The following is a 23,909-nucleotide window of genomic DNA, read 5'->3' on the forward strand; positions in this document are numbered from 1 at the left end:
TCATCTTGGTTGAAGAACTACTTAAAATCCAGCTCAAGGGCGATGAGTTACATAGGCGTCTGGGCGGTGGCATACCGGCAGGCACAATCATGCTCCTTGAGGGGGATAGGGGTACTGGTAAGTCTATATTTGCCCAGCGGTTAGTGTATGGGTTTTTAATGAACGGTTATACAGCTTCATATATTTCTAGCCAATACACAACCGTTGAATATATCCGCCAAATGGGGTCGATTGGGTATGACATAATCCCTTTCCTCATAAGGAAAAAGTTGCTTTTTGTGTCCCTTTATCCACTTTTAACTGGTGTTAGTGAGAGAAGGAAGTTTTTGAGCAGGCTTTTAGGAGAGCCAAGATTGTGGGAGCCTGATGTTATAATCATCGATTCATTTTCAGCTTTACTTGCGAGGGAGCAGGAGCCTAGAGCGGTGAGGGATTTCCTAATGTATGTCAAGAAGTTGGCAAGTTTGGACAAAGTCTTAATCTTTACAGCCAACACAGAGGAAATTGATAGAGACTCATTGTTCATGCTTGAAGAGGCTGCAACCATGTTAATCAGGTTGCAGGTTAAAGTATTCGGTGGAGACCTAAAAAATTCAGCCACAATTGTGAAATACAACAACGCCAAGGGCGTGTTTCAGAAAATAATACCATTTAGAGTAGAGCCAAATGTTGGATTGGTAGTTGAAATTGCAGCAGTTGTGTGAGGTGATGAGTAATGGCACAAAGGATTGTTAGCGAGACTCTTGAAGATGCAATGCGCAGAAATCCTCATCTTAGGAGATACATTGATCAGTTTAGGAAGAAATATGGTAAAATCCCGGAATTTTATGCTCAGCTGAGTAGAGATATGAAGGATATCATGTATCCTAACATTATCTATCCTGTCGGTGATCCAATATTCATCCACATATACGGTGACCCTAAAACTGATAAAAAATACATAGTTATAGAGCCAAGGATAGAGAATAGAGAGGAAGAGAGGAAATACGAGCTTATAAAGGATAGAATTCTGGAGCTTGCTCCCACAAGAGAGATACCCGAAGACCCAGAAGAATTCGAGCGGTTTTTAGACAGCATTTTTGATGAAGCAGTCCTATCCTTAATAAAATCTGGAAAAAAAGGCCTATTGAAAAAGGGTCAACAATTCACTTTAACAAGAGACGAGATGGAAAAGTTCCGTTATTTAATTAAAAGGGATATTATAGGGATTGGACCCCTTGAGCCTCTAGCAAGAGACCCATACATCGAAGATATTCATATAATCGGTGCCAACTATGTAGCTTTGGTTCACAAGATATTCGAGCACTTACCAACAAACATTACATTTGGAGATGACATAAAATTAGCTGACTACTTCAAAAACCTAAGTGAGCGCATTGGAAGGCCCGTAAGCGACAGAAACCCAATAGTTGATGGTGCATTGCCAGACGGCTCTCGTATCAACATAATCTATTCCCCAGATATTAGTCTTAAGGGGCCAAGTGCTACAATAAGAAAGTTCTCGGCCACTCCGATAAGCATTGTCCAGCTGATTTCATGGGGGACATTGAGTGCAGAAGTTGCTGCATATTTGTGGATTGCGATTGAGTATGGAATGAGCATATTCGTCTGTGGAGAGACAGCCAGTGGTAAGACTACTCTATTGAACTCTATAATCCCATTCATCAAACCAGGTTCAAAGGTGTATACAGCTGAAGATACACCGGAGGTTATAGTTCCACACCCAACATGGCAGCGTTTGGTCACAAGGGAAAGAGGTCCAGAGGAGAGCAGAGTAACGCTGTTCGACTTGCTTAAAGCAGCTTTGAGATCAAGACCAAACTACATCATCGTAGGTGAGATTAGAGGTGCTGAAGGTGCCATAGCATTCCAGGCTATGCAGACAGGTCACCCAGTTATGAGCACATTCCACGCTGGAGATATTAAAAAGATGATACAGCGTTTCACGGGGCATCCAATAAATGTCCCGATAACATTCATTGACAACTTGAACATAGCTGTATTCCAGCAGGCAGTTTATCTCAAAGGTAAGTTCCTCAGGAGAACGGTTAGCGTTGTTGAAATTGAGGGTTACTACGAGGAACTAGGCGGTGTTGCAACAAGAAACGTCTTTGAATGGGATCCCGTTGGTGACAAACACATCTTTAGAGGTTTCAACAATTCATACATTTTGGAGAAAAAGATTGCAGAGATAGCAGGTTATGAAGACCCCAAAGAAATTTACAATGAGTTGTTCCTTAGGGCTAGAATCTTGGAAAGAATGGTGGAGCTTGGGATTACAAATTACTGGGATGTGTACAAGGAAATCAAAGCCTTCTACCAGAGGGGACTTGAAGGATTAAGCTTCAGAATCTAAGGGGGTGACAGTGATGCCAGATAACATAAGCATCTTTGTAAAAGCTGACCTTTCAATGAGGGAATACCTCAGGAAAGTACTGCTCCCCAGCGTAGTATTATCAGTGATCATATTTGTTGTTATATCAATTTTAATGAGGCTCATATACCTCCCTTTCGGTGTGAAGCTGTTGCTTTTTGCCATCCCAATAATCCTACTCATTTATGCAGCCATTTATCCATATATAGTTGCTGATTCAAAAAAGATATCTATAAACTCAAAGCTTCCATACTTCGTCACGTATTTTGCCGTTCTCTCAACAAGTGAAATGGGGAGAAGTGATCTAATTAAAGTCCTAGCTAGCGACCCAAAATTGGGTGCCATAGCCACAGAGCTGAAGAAGGTGTATACGATTGTTGATAAACTGCATAGAAGCCTTCCAGAGGCATTCAGATTCTTGGCAAGAAGAACTCCAAGCCAAGTTTTTGCTGATTTTCTGGATAGACTCGCATATTCCTTAGACAGCGGTGTTGATTTAAAGGACTACCTCTTCCAAGAACAGCAGACTGTTATGGACGACTATCAAACATTTTATGAGGGCGCACTATATGATTTAGATGTTTTCAAAGAAATTTATGAGTCAATAATTATCTCAGTCGTTTTCATGGCATCTTTCATAATTATCGGCCCACTGATAACTGGGCAAGACATCGGAAGACTGGGACTTTATGTGGTTGCCATCATATTGGCTTCGGAGATTGGTATACTCATGGTTATCAAATACAGAATGCCTGAAGATCCAATATGGGCTGAGAGCAGAGGAATTGAAACTGAGAGAGATAGGAAAATAAAGAGATCCTACATTTACTCAGGAATGCTTGTAGTGATTATGTTTCTGATATACCTCTTGATTTTGAGACCAAGATTCAATATTCCCGAACCATTTGTCATAGCTATGATATTAACTCCACTAATCTACTCTGGAAAGGTCATAGCAAACGAAGAAAAAGCCATATTCAGGAAAGATGAAAACTTCGCTGCATTTATCAGAAGCTTAAGCTCTTCTCTAGCAGCTAGCGGAAGCTCTCTAGTCATGGTTTTAAAATACCTCAGCGCTCACGATTTTGGTAGCTTAACCGAGGATATAAGGGCCCTCTACAGAAGGTTAGCCGTTAGAGTTGATAGAGAAAGAGCATGGGACTTCTTCATCGCTGGAACCGGGAGCTGGTTGGTTGGAATATTTTCTGAGATTTTCAGAGAGGCCATAAGGATGGGTGCCGAGCCAGATTATGTTGGAAAAGTAATTTCAAGAAATTTTGAGAGGCTGGTAAGACTGAGGAGGAAGAGACAGCAGAGCTTAGCCAGCTTTATTGGAATAATATATGGACTCACTGCAGCATTCGCTTTTGCACTTGCAGCTTCATTTCAAGTAGCGGTTTCAATCAATGAACTCTTTGGACAGCTCCAAGTTCCATCCGAATACATCGGAGATGTAATCCACATAATTCCACCAACGGGAATGAGGTTCATAATGTGTATTATGCTAGCCCTGATGGTTCTCCATTCACTGCTCTCTGCATTGGCCATCAAGATAGCCGACGGAGGACATTTAGGAATGTCCCTATACTACTTCGTCATACTGCTGTGGATATTTGCTACAGGAATGTATCTGGGACAAAAGCTGATGGCTAAAATGATGGGAGTTGGAGGAATGGAAGAAGCAGCGCAGTTAATCTTATTGCTCGTTGCGAGGTGAGAGGAAATGAAGAAAGGGGCGATAATGTTTATGCTAATTATTTCCTTGATAGTTTCCCAACTCGTTGCAGCATCATCGATTTCAGGATGGATTTTAGTTCCCCAAAAAATACAAATTGGAGGAACAGTAATAGAGCTGGAGGACATTTCAACAGTTGATGGTTCACTATTTGTCAAAATCCAAAATGAAACTGCCTCAAAAGAGTTTCTGCTCTTTATAGGCTCAAATGTAAGCTTTAACTACCTAACGCTATCTCTCCAAAAATCGGTGATAGGAACAAAAGCCTATGCATATCTTCAAATTGAGTATCCAATACTCTTTGAAGGGGAGAGCATACAAATTAATCAGTATAACATTACACTTCTTAGCGTAACAGACAAAGGTGCCAAAGTGCTGGTTAAGTATGGAAACTCCTCAAAAGAATTCACAACTCAAACGATTGAAATTGAAAATATAAAACTATCCATAACCCCCTACCCGAAAATATTCTCCGGATACTTAAAAAGAGGAGGCTCAATATCCTTTTACGGACACAGAATAACTTTGGAAGACGTGAAAATTGAGAATTCGACCGATGGGTACAAAGAGGTTGTCATAATATCCATAGATGGAACTCAATATGAAGTAACAGTTGGAGAAAATCTAGATACCCAGATATTCCACATAGAAACACATTCGCTAATTGGTGTTGACTATCTATCTTTGGATGCCTATGTAAAAGGAGCATATATAGACATGCAGATATATCCAGATTTTTCAGAAAAGGTGTATGAAGGGAAAGATGTCAAAATGGGACCCTATCTAGTGAGAGCTGAGTACATTGTAGGGAATTCAGTTTATGTTTCTATACGCAATAATTGTGGACAGGTGCTTTCGGAGGGATTCATTTACTCTGGAAACTTCACATCAATGAAGTACTACAAGGGACTCGGAATTGTGCTTGATTCCACAGGTACAGACTCCAATGGAAAATATGCGAATATTGTAGGATTTTTGTATCCAGAAGAAATCCCATCAATCAAAAATGTGTCGCTTTTAGATGTGTCGCTATTAGCCCCACAATCAGCCCCTATTCAATATCAACCCTTCACTGCCAAGATAATCGTTAAGAACATTGGAGATGCCACACTCAACAATGTCTATATTAGGTACTCTCCCTCAAAAGGTATCGAAGTTCTCAGTGGAGGAGATTATTATATTGAATCATTGCCTCCCAAAGCTTCCAAAGAATACACCCTGGTACTTAGAAGCAACCTTAGCGGAGAGATATCATTGGGAAAAGTCGTGGTTACTGCTGATGTCCCATATGAGCTTGCCTGTGGAGGATATACAAAAGTAACGTTTTATTCAAATTCACCTTTCTTAAATGTGACCAGAGCAAGAATTAAGTATCTAATTAATCTTGATGTCCCTTCAGAGGTACAAGTTGGAAAGCCGTTCGAAGTTAGACTATCAGTTCAAAACGTTGGAAATGTAAATGTTCCGGTTCTCATAAATATCCCCCTAGAGAAAAGCTTTGCATTGGTATCATCAAAGTATCTCTCGTATTCCGGTGAATCACTGTCAGACAGCATATCTCTAGAACCAAATGAGACAAGAGAATACCCATTAACCCTTGTAGCTATCACTCCCGGCAAATTTAATATGAGTGCAGTAATTCTGTTCCAGAACAGAAAGGTAGCAGAAACATCTCAAGAAATCATTGTGTCTGCCCCTCTTCAAGGTAATTATACACGAACTATAACAGTCACCCACACAGTGAAGAACAACGAAAGCGTTCACCCAGAAACTGTCACCGTTACACAGACTATAACCCAAACAATATCAAAAACAATCACTATGACAGTAAATAATACAATTGAAGTAATCCCCTTAAAATCAAAGGCAATCTGGTGGGTTATAGGATTTATAGTTGGGGCTGGAATGATAATCCTAATTGCATGGATTAAAGCAAGGTCAGGCTGATGCTAACCCTTTTAAGTCTTACTCTATTTTTGATGTTTAGGTGAGAAGATGAGAAGAGGTCCAGTATTTTTGGGGAAAGCTTACATTCACTGGTGTGAGAAGTGCAATGTTCCTCTAATCAGCGAGAGATGTGATATTCATGGAAAAGAAGGAATTTTCAAGCTGGATTTAACTCCCCCCGCAGATGTCAGATTCGCTTTTGAAAAGGATTTGGAGTTCATCAAGAGGGAGTTCAAAAAGCACTATGGAGTTGATATCAGCGAGATAATTGATGGAAAGATTGTTCTCCTTAATAAAACTCCAGGAGAAGATGATATCTACGAGATAATATTTGATGGCTATATTTTTGGATGGCTCCGCTTTGACCCGCTAGAACTTAAATGGAAGCCAGGGCTTAAGGTTGAAGGAGCGATTGCACTTTGGAAACGCTTTGGGAAGAATATGAGAAAATGGATCATTGTGGATGAAGGTGCTGTGGAGCCAATAAAGAAAGGTGCAAATGTTCTGCCTGTAGGCATAATTGAGGCAGATCCTTCAATTAAGATAGGGGACGACGTCATAATTGTAAGTGAAAGCGGAGAAGTAATTGCCACAGGAATAGCGAAGAAAGACTATGAGCAGCTTATAAATCCAAAAGAGAGAGGGACAGGCATTAAAACAAGGCACCAGAGAAGTGTTAACTACAGGGAGGGCAAAAATGCCACCATTGATGATGTGATCAGAGCTAACAAATCAGCACTTGAAGAAAGGGTTAGAGAAGCAAGAGAGTTTATAAGAAAAACTGCTGAGAAGATAAAGCTTCCAATGGCTGTTGCATTTTCTGGTGGCAAAGACAGCTTGGCTGTTTTAGGATTAATGCTCGAAGAATTTGGGGGAGGTTTTACGATTTTCTTCAACAACACAGGGATAGAATTCCCTGAAACTCTGCAGTACATTGAGGATATGAAGAAAGACCTTAAAGACAAAGACATTGAGTTCATAGTTGCCGATGCTAAAGATGCTTTCTGGCATGCTATAAATGTCTTTTCTCCGCCTGGAAGAGACTACCGCTGGTGCTGTAAGGTTACAAAGCTCGGTCCCATAACACTGACAATAAAAGAGCATTATCCACAAGGTGTTTTGATGTTTGTAGGACAGAGGAAGTATGAGAGTATCCAGAGGTACAAGCAACCGAGAATTTGGAAAAATCCTTGGGTGCCTAATGAGATAGGAGCTTCCCCAATATTCCACTGGAATGCCCTCGAAGTGTGGCTCTACATTTTCTCAAGGAAGCTAAAGTACAATCCGCTCTACGAAAAAAGACTAGACAGAATTGGCTGCTTCTTATGCCCTAGCTCATCCCTAGCTGAAATCTACACTCTTAAAGAGGAAAAACCAGAGCTGTGGGATAGATGGGAGAAAGAACTCGAAAAATGGAGGAAGCGTCTTGATCTTCCTGAAGAATGGATAACCTATGGATTCTGGAGATGGAGACAACTCAGCAGAGGACAGAAGAAGCTGGCGGAACAGCTTGGAATTGAGCTTCCAGAGAAGAGAGTCTGGGAACCAGTGAGATATTCCATTGAAGAGCATGATGATGGATACTTAGTAAAGCTAAACACAGCAATAAACTTGAAAAGAATTAAAGAAGTTGCTCCCATTCTTGGTGAAGTTGAAATAGGAGAAAATTACATAAAGGTTGGTGAAATAGTTTTCAAAGAAGAGGGAATATTTACCTCTGAACGGAGAGAAGGTGTTCAAGCATATTATCTCGTCAAGAGGGCTTATGAATGTGTTGGCTGTGGAGTTTGTGTCGGGAGATGTCCAGAAAATGCGCTGAGCATAAATCCAAAGACGAGAAAAATTATCGTTGATTATACAAAATGCATCCACTGTAGGGAGTGTATGGAAGTATGTCCCCTGTTAAAAATCAAAAATCCAAGGGAAGGAAGCCAGCTTTAATCATAATATTAGCCCTCATTTTCCTTCTTCCACTTGCTTTTTCCCAAGAGGAGTATGACTACAACATAGAGAGCTACTCAATTTATTTTGACATAATCAACGACAACACTGTAAAAGAGACTATTGAAATCAGCTTAACTGCAAATACGAATTTCAGCAGATACGTGTTCTACTCGGACTATCCAATAGAAAATCCCGACGCAATAGTGAAAATTAATGGAGAGATGAAGGTTGTAAATGTAAGCGTGAGCAAAATAGTTGGCGGGATTAATGCCGTGTATGTGAAATTTCCTATAGTGCATCCAGGAGATAGAGTTGAAATCAGAATAAGCTTCTACTCCTCGGGAATGTTGCAGAATGTCCAAAATAAAAAGCAGTTTGCATACTACATAAAATTCAGCCAGCCTGTAGGTGTATTCTATGTCAGGCTGTTTGTTCCAAAAGGATATGCAATTCTCTCACCAGTAATTCCCTCTCCAGACATGGTAGAAAGCTCAGAGAACAGGCTCGTGCTGGAATGGAAGAGAGAGAACATCAAAGCTGGAGAGGAGTTTTATTTTATCGTTGGTTTCTCTGGAGAGATCAAGGGATTCTCCCCTCTGTGGCTTGTCGTAATATTTGTATCTGCATTTGCGGGAGGATTCTTTGCAGGGATGCTGTATAAGGAGAGAAGAGGCAAAGAGAAAGTGGAGATACTCAGAAGTGATGAAGAAAAGATTATTGAGCTTCTGAAAAACGGGCCGGTTTTGCAGAGTGAACTCGTTAAGAGGCTCGGTGTCTCCAAAGCAAAAGTCAGCCTTCTTCTAAAAGATATGGAGAAAAAGGGATTAATTGAGCGTGTTAAGGAGGGTAGGAGTTACCTCGTTAGGCTCAAAGAAAGCTAAGGTTTATAAACTATGGAAATTAGCTCATAAAACTGCGAGGTGAAGAAGATGGAGTTTGAATGTCCAGAATGTGGGAGCGAAAATGTTGAAGTGATTAAAGAGAGAGGAAGAGAAATTACACTTAAGTGTCTTGACTGCGGCAACGTCTGGATACTCACTTTGCCAAAGCTTGTGAAGATTCCTCTCATTGTTAGCAAGCACGAGAGAAGCTTCAAAGCTGAGGCAGAGCTCCCAGAAGATGAGGAAATCAAAGTTGGGGATATAGTTGAGATTGAGAACGATGAAGTTAGAATCACAGGCATAGAACTCGAAGGGAACAGAAGAGTGAACAAAGCGAAGTTGAGTGAAGTTAAAACGCTCTGGGGAGAAAGCTTGAGATATCCAAAAATCATTGGCGTCTCGATTTACCTGCCCAAAGGGATTACACAGTCATTCAAAGTTCAAGTGGACAGAGATGAGGAGTTTGTCGTTGGAGAAGTCCTCGAAGTTGAAGGATACACCTTCAAGGTTGAGAAGATAAAGACAGATAGGAAAATGCTCACACACGGAAAAGCAAAGGCAGACAAGATTGTGAGGTTGATGGGGCACCAGATAAGAGCAAGAGCACGCAGAAAGCTCAAGATTTATAGAGGATATGAAAGTGTGGAGGGATAAGCTAAAATACTTCCTCTCCAAATTCTTTTTTGTGAAAGCAATGAATGAGGAAGAACTTTATGAGAGATGGGTAAAGCTTGTTAGACAGCTTGAAAGGGAAAGGATAATTAAAAGTGAGCGGGTTAAGGAGGCTTTTCTAAAAGTTCCAAGATATAAATTTGTTCCCGAAAGATACAAGCACTATGCCCATGTTGATGAGCCATTGCCAATTTCCGCTGGACAAACCATTAGCGCTCCTCACATGGTAGCAATAATGCTCGAGCTTGCTGACCTAAAAGAAGGCATGAATGTTCTCGAAATTGGGACTGGAAGCGGGTGGAACGCGGCTTTAATTTATGAGCTTGTCAAGAGAGATGTTTATACAATTGAACGAATCCCCGAGTTAGTGGAGTTTGCAAGGAGAAACTTGGAGAGAGCCGGCTACAAAGATAAGGTGCATGTGATTTTAGGGGATGGGACGAAAGGATTTCCCACCAAAGCCCCATACGACAGAATAATAGTCGCAGCTGGTGCTCCAAAAATCCCAGAGCCCTTTATAGAACAGCTCAAAGTTGGTGGAAAGCTGATAATACCCGTTGGAAATTACCATCTATGGCAAGAGCTGTATGAGGTAATAAAGCTTGATGAGAAAGGAAGAATAAAAGTGATAAATCACGGCGGAGTTGCGTTTGTTCCATTAATTGGAGAGCATGGGTGGAGGGAATAAGATGGATATCAAATTAATAGCTTTTGATTTGGAAGGAACGCTGGTAAAATCAAAGTCAAGCTGGGTAGAACTGCACAAACGCTTTGGTACTTGGGATAAGGGAAAAGAATACGCTGAGAGATTTTTTAGAGGGGAGTTTGATTACCAAACGTGGGCAGATTTAGACGCTTCTCTCTGGAAAGGCCGTAAGAGAGAGGAAATTTTGGAGTGGGCAAATTCTGTTGAGTACATGGAAGGAGTTGAAGAACTCTTTGAATTTTTGAGAGAGAACAATTTTAAAATTGCCATAATCAGCGGGGGTTTAATGTGTCTCGCAAAGAGGGTTGCAGATGAGCTTAACGCGGATTATGTGTTTGCAAATGAGCTCATTTTCGATGAAGAAGGCAGAGTAACAGGAAAAGTCATTGCAAGGGTTGATTTCCAGAATAAAGGAGAAATTTTAGCAAAGCTAAAAGAGGAGCTTAAGCCTTCATTAACAATAGCTGTTGGAGATGGACACAACGACATTGCGATGTTCAAAGTGGCTGATGTCAGCATAGCGGTAAATCCTCACGAAGGTGTTGAAGGTGATTATGTTGCAAAGGACTTGAAGGAAGTGAAAGAAATTATCAAGGAGATTTTAGAAGAAAGAGGTCAGTGAAGGGCGTGTTCATCACTCCTCAGCAAAGCAAAAGCTCATCATCCCTGTAGGCCCAGCCGGAACCCCCGCTTCACTGCTCCGCGGAGAGGGCGGGGAGCTGGGCCTACCAGTAAAGCATTAGTAATGACAGTTTAAAAACCTAAAGTCCACTCATCTTTTGGAGCAATAACCAAAACAGATCACCATAAAAGACAGAGATTAAAAATCCTAAAAAGAGCGCTGGTGCAAAGGGCATCGCTTTCCTAACGATGAACTCATTTTCAAGCTTTCCTTCCTCTACAAGTCTTTTGAGCTTCTCTATTTGTTCTTTTGTTAAGCCTTCGGCAGTTGGAGATGCTATGATACCTTCATAACTGGGCTTTAGGAGACTTAAATCGCCAGTAGCTAAAGCTTTTTTGAATTTATCTGTGAAGCTTTCTCTGTCTCTTAGAATTTCTCCGTTCTTTTCGTAAATCCACTCTCCCAGAATATCCCACTCCTTAAGCTCCTCAACAGGTCTTCTCTCTATGAGTATTTCGTTTCTAAGGACTTTAACAATGGAGAAGAAAACTTTGAAAATATAGAATACAACCAAGAGCTTTGCAAAAGACAATAAAAAGACAAATCCAATAATATAGGTGAAAACACCCAATGCAATGACTCCAAGTGTGTTACCAACTTTTTTGTATTTTCCTAGTATTCCCAATATTATTAAAGTTCCACTCCACCTAACTAATGGATGCAATGTAACGCCAAAATAATATTGCAAAGCTATGAAAAACCCGAGTGATGCCATAATCCAAAGAGCCAGTTCAATGGTAAGCATGATGTTTTCAGTAAAGACTGCTTTTAGCTTATCTGTTTTTTTCTTGACGATTAAGCCCCCAAGGGCATATACGAAGAGAAATGGAAATACAGCAAGTATACTATTAAAAAATAGCGTCAGCGCATGTAGTGGATAATAAACTGCATACGGGGCTTTAATTCTTGCAAACTCAGAAGCATATGGAAAAAGAGCCGCATATGCGGCCAATATTATTACATCACCGCTTGCCCATCCTCCAATTAAATACAACGCATAACCTATTAAGAGTCCAATTCCCAATCCAATTATCCCCGAGAAAGCACAAAGATAATCCCCATTTTTAATGCCCTGGTAGGCATAGTATAAAATACCTGCCCCTGCTATCGGAAACACATGCTTGTCATCAATGAATCCAGTTTTGATGTCGGTATACGACGTAAGAACACCCATAATAACCCCAAGAACAAGTAAAACCATGCTCATTATTTCACCTCAGAGATTTTCTATAATGTTTTGCCTAATAGTCGTTATATACTCAGTTACTACCTTATTTATCTCCCCCACACTGTTCAGAATAACCCTTAGGGTTATAGCGACAAGTATCAAAGCTGCAGCCATCATAAACAAATACTCTAATGCAGTTTGAGCTCGCCTCAATTTTCTCACCAAAGATAATTTGTAAACTCAACAAATTTAAAGGTTGTCATACGCACTCTTTACTTCTTCCGTAAGGTTAGATGATGCATTTGTGATTACAGTTCCTAGATTTTCCACGTCTCCTGAAGTTGATTGAGGATGGGTAAGGTACACAATTACAAGAATCATAAATGCCACAGCAATCATGAACAAATATTCCAACGCAGCTTGTGCCCTCCTCACTTTCCTATCCCTCATAATACTCAGTAATGTGCAGTATAAATATAAGCATATTTCCTCAAAATTGAGTTAAACATACTAAAAATTGTAGGATTATAACATTTTTAAACACATTAATATATTTGGTTGTGATGACAATGAGAGTTTATAAATTGTATGTGAGAGACGAATACCTTGAAATGATAAAAAGCGGAAAAAAGAGAATTGAGGTTAGGGTGGCATATCCTCAAATAAGAGATATCAAAGCGAGGGATAAGATACTTTTCAACAATCTCATTCCAGCTGAAGTGATTAGTGTAAAGAAATACGAAACATTCAGGCAGGTGCTTAGAGAAGAGCCAATCGAGAAGATATTTCCAGACAGTCCAAGCTTTGAAAAAGCTTTAAAGAGATTTCATGAAATGTATCCCAAATGGAAGGAAAACCGCTACGGCGTCATAGCCATTAAATTCCGCCTTCTAAAACCAAAATCGAAAGGTGAGTAAAGTGAAGAACCTAAAATTCGACGGACGCTATAAAGATATGATACTCAGCGGAAAAAAGAGGGCAACCATAAGATTAGGAAGAAAGATAAATCTAAAGCCTGGCGATGAAGTGCTGATACATTCTGGAGGATATGTATTGGGTAAGGGAATAATAAAAAGAGTTGAAACAAAGAAAGTTTCTGAACTCACTGACGAAGATGCCCGCCTAGATGGATTTAAAAACAAGGAGGAGCTTCTGAAGGCTTTAAAAGAGCATTACAAACATCTAACTCCAAATACACCAGCAACAATAATCGAATTCGAACTCACCAAAGTTCTAGATAAACCCATTCTCTCAGCGGATTTTCCATATGAAGGGAACAATCCAATCGAAATTGCAGAAAAGGCACTCAAATACCTCGACAACTTGAGCTTTGAAGAAATTGCGCTTTTAAATCTCTTCTTGAAAGAAGGAAGCCTTAGAAAGGCGGCATATAAGCTTGGAGGATTGAACAAGAGGTACAAAATCAGAGAAGTCTTAAGAAAAGCCTATGAAGAACTCAAAAAGAAGGGTTTAATGGAACCAAAAATTTAATACACCCATATCTGCTGTCTTGAATTCCAATACTCTTTTAGCTCCTCCTTTGTATGGTGTTCTGCCACTGGGTAAATTCTTACTGAGTACACACCTCTCATTCGAGAAATTTCAAGGGCAACGTCTCTTAACCTTCTCTCGTCTTCAACGTTCATAACTGCCACTATATTTGGATCTCCTCTAATTTGATGAATTTCCTCTATTAGCCCTCTCTTCCATAATTGCTCCTCAATCTCGCTAACTTTTTCCTCAAGCACACTTATGAACAGTATAACCTTCACACTACTCACTTCCATAATAATTATAATTCAAAACTATTTATACGCCCTATGCTCACTTCAAGTGGTGAAAAATAGCAAAATAAGGCTTTAAAATACATAAAAAACGTTGTTCTCGATTATTCCATTAATCTGATGGTTCTCAGCGGAGTTTTTAAGTGTGCTACTTGATAGTTTAACCGGGAAAAGTTTGAACTTTCCCCTTCCTACAAGCCTTGTTAGTCTTAAGCTGAATTCTCTAAGCTCATTTTCATCAGCAAATTCAACCTTAGCTATGAAATCATATTCCCCGTAGAGCCAGTACCCCTCTACAGGAAGCTTTTTGAGCACTTCATCCCTTACTCCCCAGACCAGCAGTATGGCCTCGAGCCTAATCACCTCCAGAGACTTTTTCAGTTATCAAATGTGAAGGTTGTATAAATTCTTTTTGCAAATTTTTCGGATAAAATGGCAAAATTTAGAAAATTTTTTGATAAATTTCTGTCACTTATGCAACAGCGTTTTCATGAACTCTAAATATTTAATCCACAAATAACAAAGGGTTTTAACTTAAAAATCAGAGATAAACACGGTGGTGTTCATGATTAAAGCGGTGTTCTTTGATTTTGTCGGGACTCTCTTAAGCAAAGAGAGCGAAGCCATTACCCATCTCAAAATCATGGAAGAAGTTCTGAAGAATGCGAATGCAGAGGTTGAGGTTAATGCAAAACAGCTTTTGGAGGAGTATGAGCACCTCACAAAAGAAGAGTTCAGCAAATTGGCAGGAAAACCTTACAAGCCAATACGCATCATAGAAATTGAAACCCTCGAAAAGCTTGCCCAAAAATACAATTTTGAAGTTCCCGAGGATTTTTGGCAAACCCACTTGAAACTGCACCAACTCCATGGAAAACTTTATCCAGAAGTCGTTGAAACTCTAAAAGAGCTCAGAAAGAGAGGTTATCACGTTGGACTTATTACAGACTCAGATAATGACTATTTAAGAGCTCATTTAGAAGCATTGGGAATTCTTGACCTCTTTGACAGCATAACAACAAGTGAAGAGGCAGGATTCTTTAAGCCACATCCGAAAGTTTTCGAAATTGCACTTAAAAAAGCTGGAGTTAAAGGAGAAGAAGCAGTTTATGTTGGTGATAATCCTCTTAAGGACTGCGTTGGTGCGAGGCAAGTTGATATGATAAGCATCTTGCTTGATAAAACAGGAGAAAAGAGGAAGCTTTGGGGAGAGTGTGAGTTTATAATAAGCGACTTAAGGGAAGTTTTAGACATAGTATCTGAGATCTGAGGTCAGCAACGGCAGGGTTCATCACAACTCAGCCAGCGAAATTGTCATCATCCCTCTCTTTTCAGCTCAGCCTTTTCTTTGCCTCCCATAACCTTTGAAAGACTGTAATCCAAGCTAAGACTGCAACAATGTAAACTCCCACATCCACTCTATTAAAGAGTGCTGCAATTATTAAAATCAGCAGTCTCTCAGCTCTCTCTGCAATACCCACAGCTAAAGTTCCACTTCCAGCAAGTTCTGCTCTGCATCTTTCGTAACTTACCAAATATGACCCAATTAGAGCTATGAATGCAATTTTCCAATCAACCAAACCACCATAAGCAATTCCAAATAAAACTGCCCCATCACTAACTCTATCAGTTGTTGAATCTAAAAACGCCCCAAAACGGGAAGTTCTGCCAGTTAGCCTTGCTAAAGTGCCGTCAAGAGCATCAATTAATGAACCAAAGATTAGAGTTAATGCTGCTAATCTCTGCTCCCCCATAGCAAAGAAGTAAGCAGCTAATAGGGAGATCAGCATTCCAATAACAGTGAGTTGATTTGGAGTTAGGCCGATTTTTACTAGAGGTCTAACGATTGTCTCCAAGTAACCTTTGAAAACTGGCCTGTATCTATTGAGCATCTCCCTCGACCTCTATCACTCTCTTCCCTTTTTCTTGGGGTATTATCTTGAGTTTAGCATTTTTGAATTCTTTCCTTAACCCTTCTCCATCTAAAAGTCTGTCTAAAAATACTGCCAAAGCTGCAACCTCGCTGTGTGGCTGGTTCCCAATTGCAACATTGTAATGGGCAAGCTCGTAAACTTCTCTTGGGACTTTTTCTGCTCCTACAACAACTAAGAGGTTTTCTCCACGCTTTAAATCTTCCTTGATTTTAGGCAGTGCATCATCCACATGAATTCCATACATCGTGAGATGGACTATTTTTCCCTCCCATTCACGCATTATCTTTTTCCAGTGAGGGTCGAATTTTATGAAAAATGGTCCTCCCCAACGTTTTACAACGTCTTCAACACTCTCTCTTACATGTTCATCTTCATCAGCTGCAATTATTATCCCATCAGCTCCAAAGGCCCTTGCGGTTAAAGCTACGTGGGTTGTTATTCTTTTATCTCTCTCGGGTCTGTGGCCTAACCTAAGCACTACTATCATTTGTACACCCCCCTGAGGATATACCAGTACTTTCTAAAATCATCCGGCCAAGGCTTGTCTTTATAAAACTCGTAGAGCGCCTTAATTGTCTTCGCGATATCTTTATAATCATAGTTGAGGAACATTTCATTCAACTCTTTTTCAGGAGCTGAGGTTAGAATGAACAACGTGAAGATTTGCTCATTCTCGTTCATTCCAGTAAGCATCAATGTAATCTTCGTCCTAAGCATTGGATTAAGCCTCTTTTCAACTTTCATCATCAGCTTATCTTTGAGATTTGCGAGATAGTCAGGACCAACATCAATATGCTCATGCCCTCTCAACTCCTCTGGAGCCTGAGCAACAAGTTTGTAGTTCCCCTGTGTTAGAAGCTGGTAAATCTTGGGAAAGTATGGAGTTGCTATGTAATCCTCTCTGCTTCCGATAAATCCATGCCTAAAGTCTACAACATACCACTCTCCTCCGGAGTAGAACTCAGACAGCGGCCTTAAAGTGCAGTCTGTACCATTGTACAAGCTCACGAGTCTTGCCGGCACATCAATGGATTTCATCATGGCCGTAAAAAGGAGTTGTCCTTCAGCATAGCTGATTTTGTTTTGCTGAAGTATCTTCTGTGGATCAATGGAAGCTGTTGTATCACCGAATTTGTAATGCTCAACAATCCATGTGTATATTTGTTTGCCTGCCTCTACTTCAGATTTTGATTTTAGGACAAGAGGTAAAGCATAGTTCCGCATGATGCCAATATCAACATAAGGTGTGGAGTTAAATTTCTTAATCCAGTAGCCATCTACGAGATATCTGTTCTCGATCCAATAATAGTTGTCTCCATATGCCCTTCTCAGTGTTTCATTGTTTGCAAGCCAAGGCTTCCATGTTACCTCTAAGTATCTGCTCTTAATTTCTTTCTTCTCTCTATCGTTCTCAAAGTAGCTAACAACGGTAGTTATGTATCCTGCCCGATACTCATATGGCGCTTTTATCAGATAAACCATGAGATAAGATTTCCCACCGTCTATTTTTTGAGGAACTTTTGTCTGATTAACAATTTTCAAACCATCAAGGAGATTCAGAGAAATCTCACCTATTTCTATCGGCGCAGTCCCAACATTCCTCAATTCCAATGTTATGTTGAAAAGCTTCCCCCCTCCCACTGATTCGGGCATTTTTAAATTCACATAAAGCTCTCCGGATGGAATCTCGCTTTCCTCTTTAACAACGGTTATTGTAAACTCACGGTAAAATCCTTTCCATGTCCTATGGAGTTCATCAACAAGCTCCAATGGCACTCCTATTGTGTATACTCCAGGTTTATCAGGGGCTTTTACTATCCACACAAGCTCAGCTTTTTGCCCCACCTTTAATGGGGCAGGAAACTTGGGGTTCTGCAGGATTTTAAAGTTTGGATTATTAATCATCAAATTCGCATCAATAAACGCAACTTTTCCTGTGTTGTTGATAGTCACAATTATATGAAAAGTCCCTCCGGCTTTTACAACCGTTCTATCAATCTCAAAAGTAACCACAGCCGGTTGCTTAATCAGACACCCCGATGCAAAAATTATCAAAAGCAGGAGGAGTGCAGATTTTTTCAACTAGCTCACCTTTTTAGTTCATGAAGGAGGATTGCCAACTCACCGAGCTCGCCGATTTCCCACCTAACATTAATCGGTGTTCCTACCTCAATTTCCTTTTTGCTCAGCCCTGGCTCAGTTCCACCAAAGATAAACATCACCTTCTTCTCTTTCACTTTTTCCCTCAGCTCTTCCCAATTAGCTGGTTCTCCAAACTTCGTGACTGTATAAATTTCGTCGGGCTGGACCACCTCAATGGCATCAGGCAAATCTCCCACGATTAAGACGTTTTTACCTTTCTTGAATGCCTCTTTATGTATTTCTGGCACTCCCATTTGTGCCGCTGTGCCGGTAGGCTTTGAAATCACTAATAAGTCAACATCAAAGCCAAAGGCTATTTTAGCAAACTCCTCAAGCTTCCTTGTTGCATTGATGTTGTGATACACAACGATTATCATTCCCTCACCTCCAAAGGCTCTTTAAAGGATTGAACCTTAATAATCTTTAGGTGGTTAGAATGATTACGCTAACTACAGACTTCGGAATCAAAGGGCCATATGTTGGGGAGATGAAAGGAGCCATCTTAAGCATAAATCCCAAAGCGACGCTCATCGATATAACTCACGCAATCACCAGACACAGCATTCTTGAGGGCTCTTTTGTAATGGAGCAAGTTGTGAAATACTATCCAAAAGATACAATTCACATTGGAGTTATTGATCCCGGAGTAGGTACTGAGAGGAAAGCGCTGATCATAGAAGGAAATCAGTTCTTAGTGGTTCCAGACAACGGCCTAGCTACTCTTCCACTAAAGCACATAAATCCAACGGCAGCCTATGAGATTGATATTAAAAAGATTGAGGCAATAATTGGGAGAAAAATCAGCTCAACCTTCCACGGAAGAGACGTCTTTGGTCCAGCGGGAGCTCTGCTGGATTTAGGCTATGAACCTTCCCGCTTAGGAAAAGAGATCAGCTTGGACGAGATAATAAAGCTTGATTTAGAGCCAAAGCAGAAAGATGGGAAATGGATTTTGAAAGTGATTTACATAGATGACTTTGGCAATGTGATTCTCAACTTAGAGAATTACGAAAGACCAAAATACGTTGAGGTTAAAGGGTTTAAAATTCCCTATCTTGATACCTATGGACAAGTTGGAAAAGGTGAGCTTTTGGCTCTGCCAGGGAGTCATGACTATTTGGAGATAGCTGTCAATCAAGGCTCTGCTGCTGAGGTTTTAGGAGTCAAGGTTGGTGATGAGCTGGAGGTGAAGCTGATATGAGGGGGCTCTTCGTTGGGCGTTTTCAGCCCTTCCACAACGGACATCTGAAAGCTTTGGAGTTCATATTTAAGCATGTTGATGAGCTCATAATTGGCATTGGGAGCGCGCAAGTTAGTCACACATTGAAGAATCCCTTCACCACAAGCGAAAGGATGGAAATGATTCTTAGAGCTCTGGATGAGGCTGGAATCGACAGGAGGAGGTATATGCTCATTCCTCTCCCAGATATAAACTTTAACGCCATATGGGCTCTTTACGTTGAGTCCCTCGTCCCAAAGTTTGAGGTAGTCTTTACAGGGAACTCCTTAGTAGCACAACTCTTTAGGGAAAGGGGGTACAAGGTTATAGTTCAGCCAATGTTTAGAAAAGACATTCTCTCAGCAACGGAGATAAGGAGGAGAATGATTGAAGGGGAGCCTTGGGAGGAACTAGTACCAAAAGCTGTTGCTAAGTATATCAAGGAAATAAAAGGCGTCGAGAGAATCAAGATGCTCGCAACAAACTTGGAGGAAAATGAGAAAGAATTTCAGACACCGATTAGGATTCCTGAGTTTTAGTTTTTGATGATATCTTCTCAAATTTTATAAAAAGTGCACTTATCATTAAAAACAGCACTAAGCTAACGAAATAGGGTAGCGTAGGTTTTATACTTGCCAATGCTCCAGCAAGAAATGGTGTGAAAAGCCCTATAACCCTTCTGTAGCTTGACAAGGCCGCGTGGAATTCGCTTGCCTTCTCATTGGGAATTAAAGAAAACATCCAAGAGCGGTAAAATGGGAACCAAAGGGTGCTTCCAAACGCTTCGACCCCGTAGACAACTAATGCTAGCCAGAACGGCGGCGAAAGGGACATAACTAGGGCATAAACCGCGCTGAGAAACATCCCCAGACTAATCGCCTGGAAGCCCCTTCCCTTTGGAACCCTTTCGCTGGCATAGGTGCCTATTATTGAAGCGAGACTGCTCGCGCAGGCAATCAGCGTCACCTCGAAGACAGTCTTGTGGAGCACAAAGACGACGTAATTAAGGAGGACTATTTCGGGGGCAAGCGACCAAGCTAAAGTGAGCAGGGCCTCAAACAGAAGCAGGAACTTAAACTCGTCCGCTTTGAATGTAAACCCTTCAGGCGTAATTCTCTCTTCCTTTCCGACTGACGGGAGGAAGAGCCAGATGTAGACTATCGTGAAGACTGAGAGGAGACCGAAAGCTGTGAATGCCATCCTGTAGTGCTCGGCATTGTTCCAGACGTAGCCGAAGAGGTAGCCGAGTATCGGGAAGGTTATCAGCCTGCTAATCTCTGGCAGGCGTAGATGCCAGGCGAAGATCTCTTCGTATTTGTCAGCCGGATATATAATCTGCTCGTAGGCTCGGTAGAGAGGGTAGAGAACCGTTGAGAGCTTTTCAATGGTTCTGCCCGCGAAAAGCATAAGTGGGGCTATTACGCCCTTTGCAAAGCTGTAGAGGATGTAGGCTATCCCATCGAGGGCGTCAATAACTATTAATCCCTTCTTAATGTCCCACCGGTTGAATGCCCTTCCGAGGAGGTAAGTCAATGGAATCGCGGCAATGTTGACTGCCGTGAAGAAAGCCCCAACTTCAAGGACTGAATAACCTGAGTACATCATGTAGAGCGGAAGCAGATACCATACGATGAGCTGTGGAGCTATGATTGTATGGTAGAGGATGTAAGTTTTAGCATCTCTGGGAATTTCGCCCCATTTCATTGAGACACCTATGAAATTTTGATGCTTTCTGTTAAAAATCCTTCTAAAACTTAAAAGAAAGGTTAAAGAACCCTATTCCTAAAATCCACTGCATCCTTGACAGTCCACTCTTTCACTACCCTTGGGTCATCTTGGCTCACCTTTTTCCAAAACTTCAAACTCTCGAAATCAAACATTGTCCTCACCAAATAATAATAGTGTGCTCAAAGTAGAATTTATGAGCGGTCAAAATAGGACAGATACCATTTTCAACAAGTCTGAAAGTTTAGAATTGTTTAGTTTTTAAGTTCATCAAAGATAAAATAGTCGGTGATTTAAACGGCAGCCGTTGAGGGATACACCTCCGGAAAGATTATAAAGGAAGCTAAGATTGCTCTCTTGAGTCTCAAGTTCATTAGGCTACCAATTATCGGAAAACCCCTTGAGATTGTAGGGGAGTTATTGTGGAGGGATGCTAATGAAGCTCATGAGGAAGATTGACCTTAAAAACTCTGAAACACGCCATCTCGTTATTCTCCTTGTGATCACGCTCATCACATTCGCTACTGTTTTAGCCTTGCCAGTTAGGCTAATTGAACCTGATGATAACACGTATTATGTGGCTATGAAGGCATTTGCTGAGGGTAAGCTAACACTAACGCGCAGTGAATACTTACAGTTTCAAAAGGAAGTTAAAGACATTGGAACCTACCACTTCGGAGTGCAATACGTGAGAATTAGTTTTGACAAATTTGCCTTAGAGAAAGCTCCCGCGTATCCATTCATACTTGCTCTTTTCCACAAGCTTGGGCTTGAGAGAGCAGTAAATCCAATATTAGGGCTTTTAGCACTAATTGTTTTCTACAAGTTTTTGTCCCTTGTCTATGAGCCGAGAACGGCGTTCTTTTCATCGCTAATCCTTCTTTTCAATGCAACCTTCTTGGGAATGTTCTATAGGAGTTACATGTCCGACTTTGCGAGCATGGTGTTTGTGCTCATCGGCGTGGCGCTATATTACATGGCTCTTGAAAGGGATAAACAAGCAATTGCAGTGCTTTCGGGTCTTAGTTTAGGAGCAAGTGTGGCAATAAGATATACAAACGTAGTAATCTACCCTGCAATCCTGCTCTATGCGCTCTGGCTCTTGAAAAAGGGCATGAAAAAGCCGCTTAGATACTTCGGCTTACTAATCCTAGGTTCAATTCCACCTGCAATTTTGCTCATGACATACCATTACATAGTTTTCGGGAGCCCATTTACAGCGGGCTACGCTTACACAATTGGCTACACAAACTTTGCTTTCCAGTTTATGTTAAAGGGAGAGTGGCACAAAGCTTTTGTAATACTCCAGAGAAACTTGCTAATTCACCCAAAGCTCCTTTTTGAGGGTTTTCCATTAATCTTCTTACTTCCAGCAGGTTTATATTTCGCACGAAGAACACGCTCATTGCATCCTTTGGCACCGCTCTTGCTCTTGTGGTTCTTAGCATACTTTGGCTTATACTTCCAATACGATTGGCTTCGTGCTGATGCATACATCTTCCAAACAAGATTTTACCTCCCATTCGCCCCAGTTCTCGCGGCTTCAGCGGGAGTATTGATAGCAAGCCTTTTAGATGAGAAAACACCCAAAGAAATTAAAGCATTGGGCTATACGCTCCTTGGCTTCGTATTGCTGGTGGACTTATCTTCATTTGTAAGTTTTGTGGCCCATTACGTCCTTAATTTTAGATTTGGACAGCCTTTACTGCCTCCTCCTTTTAGGCCTTGAATTTGAGAGAGTACACCGCTACGTTTGGGTTGTCGAAGTTGAAACATCCTGAAGCATTCTTAACATTAAGACTCCACTTCCAATACCCAGCCAAAATGCTCCAAGTGCTAGCAGTGAGACACTAAACCCATGCTCAATAAGAAGTGCAAAGGTTAACTGCGAGAGAGGGATTATCAGCGTTGCCAGGGCGTCAAAAACTCCTCTAAATGTTCCCAAGCTTTCCATTGGGATGACCTTCTGAAAGAGGCTGCTCATTGAGATGTTCAACGCTTGCCCTCCTATGCCCAAGAGGAGCATTCCTGCGAAGAGGAGATAAACACTGGGCAAACCGAGAAGAAGAACCGCGAGACTCTCAAAGGCCATGCCGACGAATATCGCCTTCCTGAGGTCTTTTCTTGCTATGAATATTGCCAGCGAAATCGCGGCTAACAGTCCCCCAATGTTTCTAACTGACTGCAGGCTTCCATAGAGGAGTTCCCCAAAGCTTGCACTCTTAAGAGAACTAAAGACAAAAATCCTCGAAGAAGCTATCGCGAAATTGAAGAGTAGGAGTGTAGCGATGAAGCCGACGATTAATTTTCTGCCTATGATCATGCTCGTGGGCTCTTCCTGCGGGCTTTCTTTCCTTGTGACTTCAACACCAAGGTAGGGCAAGAGTGCGAGAGCACCCATGAGAAGGAAGAGCGCATCAAGGATCATAAGCCCAATTCCAAAGCGATAAGCTAAGAAGCCGACTATCGGGAAGGAGAGAAGGGAAGTGGCTTCGCTCACGCTCTCAATCTTGGCATTGAGCCTCTGAAGCTCGTCTCCCTCCAGTGTCATCGAGGCTATCAGCGTGAAGCCGTTTCTAACTGTTCTTCTTTTTGTATAATTTCATAGAAAATAATGGAAAAATATATAAAGGATGAGCGCGTACTCTATATTGGGGATGATATGGAGAGGCATTATACTCTAAAAGAAGCCGCGAAAATCCTTGGAGTTACTGTAAAAACGCTTCAGAATTGGGACAAACAAGGAAAAATTAGAGTTGTCAGAACAGTTGGGGGGCGAAGGAGAATTCCAGAAAGCGAAATCAAGAGGATCCTTGGGATTCAAGAGGAAAGAAAGATAATCGGATATGCAAGAGTCTCAAGCAGAACCCAAAAAGACGATTTGAACAGACAAGTCCAAACAATAAAAGAATTCGCAAAAGAGAAAGGTTGGGACATTGAAATCCTCAAAGATATCGGCTCAGGGCTAAACGAAAAGAGGAAAAACTACCAGAAGC

At 41.1% G+C, this 23,909-nt stretch carries 27 protein-coding genes; 16 read left to right on the forward strand and 11 right to left on the reverse strand.

What is annotated here, in order from left to right; translation table 11 throughout:
* Positions 1-5: 5 nt before the first annotated feature.
* From E3E24_RS10770 to E3E24_RS10810, 9 genes are read left to right on the forward strand one after another with little or no spacing between them, the layout of a single operon-like run.
* Positions 6-704, forward strand: a complete 699-nt coding sequence (locus E3E24_RS10770; RefSeq protein WP_167886925.1) for an ATPase domain-containing protein — start codon at positions 6-8, stop codon at positions 702-704.
* Positions 705-715: 11 nt separating this feature from the next.
* Positions 716-2,356 carry a type II/IV secretion system ATPase subunit gene (locus tag E3E24_RS10775; protein WP_167916001.1) on the forward strand — a complete coding sequence of 547 codons (1,641 nt, stop codon included), beginning with the start codon at positions 716-718 and terminating at the stop codon, positions 2,354-2,356.
* Positions 2,357-2,369: 13 nt separating this feature from the next.
* Positions 2,370-4,091 (forward strand): archaellar assembly protein FlaJ, encoded by a 1,722-nt coding sequence (flaJ, locus tag E3E24_RS10780; RefSeq protein WP_167916002.1) that lies wholly within the window; start codon positions 2,370-2,372, stop codon positions 4,089-4,091.
* A gap of 6 nt (positions 4,092-4,097) precedes the next feature.
* Complete coding sequence (locus E3E24_RS10785) at positions 4,098-6,056, forward strand: hypothetical protein (protein ID WP_167886928.1); 1,959 nt, start codon at positions 4,098-4,100, stop codon at positions 6,054-6,056.
* 48 nt (positions 6,057-6,104) lie between these two features.
* A complete protein-coding gene (locus tag E3E24_RS10790) occupies positions 6,105-7,997 on the forward strand; it encodes a phosphoadenosine phosphosulfate reductase family protein (protein ID WP_167916003.1) in 1,893 nt (630 codons plus the stop codon).
* Positions 7,949-8,881 (forward strand): MarR family transcriptional regulator, encoded by a 933-nt coding sequence (locus E3E24_RS10795; RefSeq protein WP_167916004.1) that lies wholly within the window; start codon positions 7,949-7,951, stop codon positions 8,879-8,881. The genes E3E24_RS10790 and E3E24_RS10795 overlap by 49 nt, the downstream gene beginning before the upstream one ends.
* Before the next feature lie 48 nt (positions 8,882-8,929).
* Positions 8,930-9,535, forward strand: a complete 606-nt coding sequence (locus E3E24_RS10800; RefSeq protein ID WP_167916005.1) for an HVO_0476 family zinc finger protein — start codon at positions 8,930-8,932, stop codon at positions 9,533-9,535.
* 40 nt (positions 9,536-9,575) lie between these two features.
* Positions 9,576-10,241: a protein-L-isoaspartate(D-aspartate) O-methyltransferase gene (locus tag E3E24_RS10805; protein ID WP_167916023.1), complete on the forward strand. Its 666-nt coding sequence runs from the start codon at positions 9,576-9,578 to the stop codon at positions 10,239-10,241.
* Position 10,242: 1 nt separating this feature from the next.
* On the forward strand, positions 10,243-10,881 hold the full coding sequence (locus tag E3E24_RS10810) for an HAD-IB family phosphatase (protein WP_167916006.1): 639 nt from the start codon (positions 10,243-10,245) through the stop codon (positions 10,879-10,881).
* A 139-nt stretch (positions 10,882-11,020) separates the two neighbouring features.
* Here the strand turns inward: E3E24_RS10810 and E3E24_RS10815 are convergent, their stop codons facing one another.
* The 3 genes from E3E24_RS10815 to E3E24_RS10825 are packed head-to-tail and all read right to left on the reverse strand — an operon-like array spanning position 11,021 to position 12,559.
* Entirely contained in the window at positions 11,021-12,148 is a 1,128-nt protein-coding gene (locus E3E24_RS10815) for an A24 family peptidase C-terminal domain-containing protein (RefSeq protein WP_167916007.1), read from the reverse strand.
* A gap of 9 nt (positions 12,149-12,157) precedes the next feature.
* A complete protein-coding gene (locus tag E3E24_RS10820; protein ID WP_167916008.1) occupies positions 12,158-12,322 on the reverse strand; it encodes a class III signal peptide-containing protein in 165 nt (54 codons plus the stop codon).
* A 36-nt stretch (positions 12,323-12,358) separates the two neighbouring features.
* Complete coding sequence (locus tag E3E24_RS10825; RefSeq protein ID WP_167916009.1) at positions 12,359-12,559, reverse strand: hypothetical protein; 201 nt, start codon at positions 12,557-12,559, stop codon at positions 12,359-12,361.
* Positions 12,560-12,678: 119 nt separating this feature from the next.
* Here E3E24_RS10825 and E3E24_RS10830 point away from each other — a divergent pair, with 119 nt between their 5' ends.
* Both E3E24_RS10830 and E3E24_RS10835 read left to right on the forward strand, forming a co-directional pair.
* Positions 12,679-13,026 carry an ASCH domain-containing protein gene (locus E3E24_RS10830; protein ID WP_167916024.1) on the forward strand — a complete coding sequence of 116 codons (348 nt, stop codon included), beginning with the start codon at positions 12,679-12,681 and terminating at the stop codon, positions 13,024-13,026.
* 1 nt (position 13,027) lies between these two features.
* A complete protein-coding gene (locus E3E24_RS10835; protein ID WP_167916010.1) occupies positions 13,028-13,600 on the forward strand; it encodes an ASCH domain-containing protein in 573 nt (190 codons plus the stop codon).
* On the opposite strand, the gene E3E24_RS10840 is transcribed toward E3E24_RS10835, so the two are convergent.
* Both E3E24_RS10840 and E3E24_RS10845 read right to left on the reverse strand, forming a co-directional pair.
* Positions 13,597-13,881: an Lrp/AsnC ligand binding domain-containing protein gene (locus E3E24_RS10840; protein WP_167916011.1), complete on the reverse strand. Its 285-nt coding sequence runs from the start codon at positions 13,879-13,881 to the stop codon at positions 13,597-13,599. The two genes, E3E24_RS10835 and E3E24_RS10840, sit on opposite strands and share 4 nt — an antisense overlap.
* 87 nt (positions 13,882-13,968) lie before the next feature.
* Positions 13,969-14,256: a hypothetical protein gene (locus E3E24_RS10845; RefSeq protein ID WP_346766032.1), complete on the reverse strand. Its 288-nt coding sequence runs from the start codon at positions 14,254-14,256 to the stop codon at positions 13,969-13,971.
* 202 nt (positions 14,257-14,458) lie between these two features.
* Here E3E24_RS10845 and E3E24_RS10850 point away from each other — a divergent pair, with 202 nt between their 5' ends.
* Complete coding sequence (locus E3E24_RS10850) at positions 14,459-15,163, forward strand: TIGR02253 family HAD-type hydrolase (protein ID WP_167916025.1); 705 nt, start codon at positions 14,459-14,461, stop codon at positions 15,161-15,163.
* Positions 15,164-15,224: 61 nt separating this feature from the next.
* Here E3E24_RS10850 and pgsA read toward each other — a convergent pair whose 3' ends face one another.
* The 4 genes from pgsA to E3E24_RS10870 are packed head-to-tail and all read right to left on the reverse strand — an operon-like array spanning position 15,225 to position 18,346.
* Entirely contained in the window at positions 15,225-15,785 is a 561-nt protein-coding gene (gene pgsA, locus E3E24_RS10855; protein WP_167916012.1) for an archaetidylinositol phosphate synthase, read from the reverse strand.
* Positions 15,775-16,314 carry a tRNA (cytidine(56)-2'-O)-methyltransferase gene (locus E3E24_RS10860; RefSeq protein WP_167916013.1) on the reverse strand — a complete coding sequence of 180 codons (540 nt, stop codon included), beginning with the start codon at positions 16,312-16,314 and terminating at the stop codon, positions 15,775-15,777. The genes pgsA and E3E24_RS10860 overlap by 11 nt, the downstream gene beginning before the upstream one ends.
* Complete coding sequence (locus E3E24_RS10865; RefSeq protein ID WP_167916014.1) at positions 16,311-17,909, reverse strand: transglutaminase domain-containing protein; 1,599 nt, start codon at positions 17,907-17,909, stop codon at positions 16,311-16,313. The genes E3E24_RS10860 and E3E24_RS10865 overlap by 4 nt, the downstream gene beginning before the upstream one ends.
* Before the next feature lie 5 nt (positions 17,910-17,914).
* Positions 17,915-18,346 (reverse strand): RecB-family nuclease, encoded by a 432-nt coding sequence (locus tag E3E24_RS10870; protein ID WP_167886940.1) that lies wholly within the window; start codon positions 18,344-18,346, stop codon positions 17,915-17,917.
* Positions 18,347-18,405: 59 nt separating this feature from the next.
* On the opposite strand from E3E24_RS10870, the gene E3E24_RS10875 reads away from it, so the two are divergent.
* Together E3E24_RS10875 and E3E24_RS10880 are read left to right on the forward strand one after the other, a co-directional pair.
* A complete protein-coding gene (locus E3E24_RS10875; protein ID WP_167916015.1) occupies positions 18,406-19,170 on the forward strand; it encodes an S-adenosyl-l-methionine hydroxide adenosyltransferase family protein in 765 nt (254 codons plus the stop codon).
* Positions 19,167-19,727, forward strand: a complete 561-nt coding sequence (locus tag E3E24_RS10880) for a nicotinamide-nucleotide adenylyltransferase (RefSeq protein WP_167916016.1) — start codon at positions 19,167-19,169, stop codon at positions 19,725-19,727. Before E3E24_RS10875 ends, E3E24_RS10880 begins: the two co-directional genes overlap by 4 nt.
* Here the strand turns inward: E3E24_RS10880 and E3E24_RS10885 are convergent.
* On the reverse strand, positions 19,708-20,892 hold the full coding sequence (locus tag E3E24_RS10885) for an MFS transporter (protein WP_167916017.1): 1,185 nt from the start codon (positions 20,890-20,892) through the stop codon (positions 19,708-19,710). The two genes, E3E24_RS10880 and E3E24_RS10885, sit on opposite strands and share 20 nt — an antisense overlap.
* Before the next feature lie 457 nt (positions 20,893-21,349).
* On the opposite strand from E3E24_RS10885, the gene E3E24_RS10890 reads away from it, so the two are divergent.
* Entirely contained in the window at positions 21,350-22,642 is a 1,293-nt protein-coding gene (locus E3E24_RS10890) for a glycosyltransferase family 39 protein (protein WP_167916018.1), read from the forward strand.
* Between the two features lie 18 nt (positions 22,643-22,660).
* Here the strand turns inward: E3E24_RS10890 and E3E24_RS10895 are convergent, their stop codons facing one another.
* Positions 22,661-23,464 (reverse strand): MFS transporter, encoded by an 804-nt coding sequence (locus E3E24_RS10895; RefSeq protein ID WP_167916019.1) that lies wholly within the window; start codon positions 23,462-23,464, stop codon positions 22,661-22,663.
* Positions 23,465-23,575: 111 nt separating this feature from the next.
* Between E3E24_RS10895 and E3E24_RS10900 the strand changes: the two genes are divergently transcribed.
* Positions 23,576-23,909 (forward strand): IS607 family transposase (locus E3E24_RS10900; RefSeq protein WP_167916020.1); only part of this gene is annotated, 334 nt, incomplete at its 3' end.

This window comes from Thermococcus sp. LS2 (assembly GCF_012027375.1).
GTDB lineage: Archaea > Methanobacteriota_B > Thermococci > Thermococcales > Thermococcaceae > Thermococcus_B.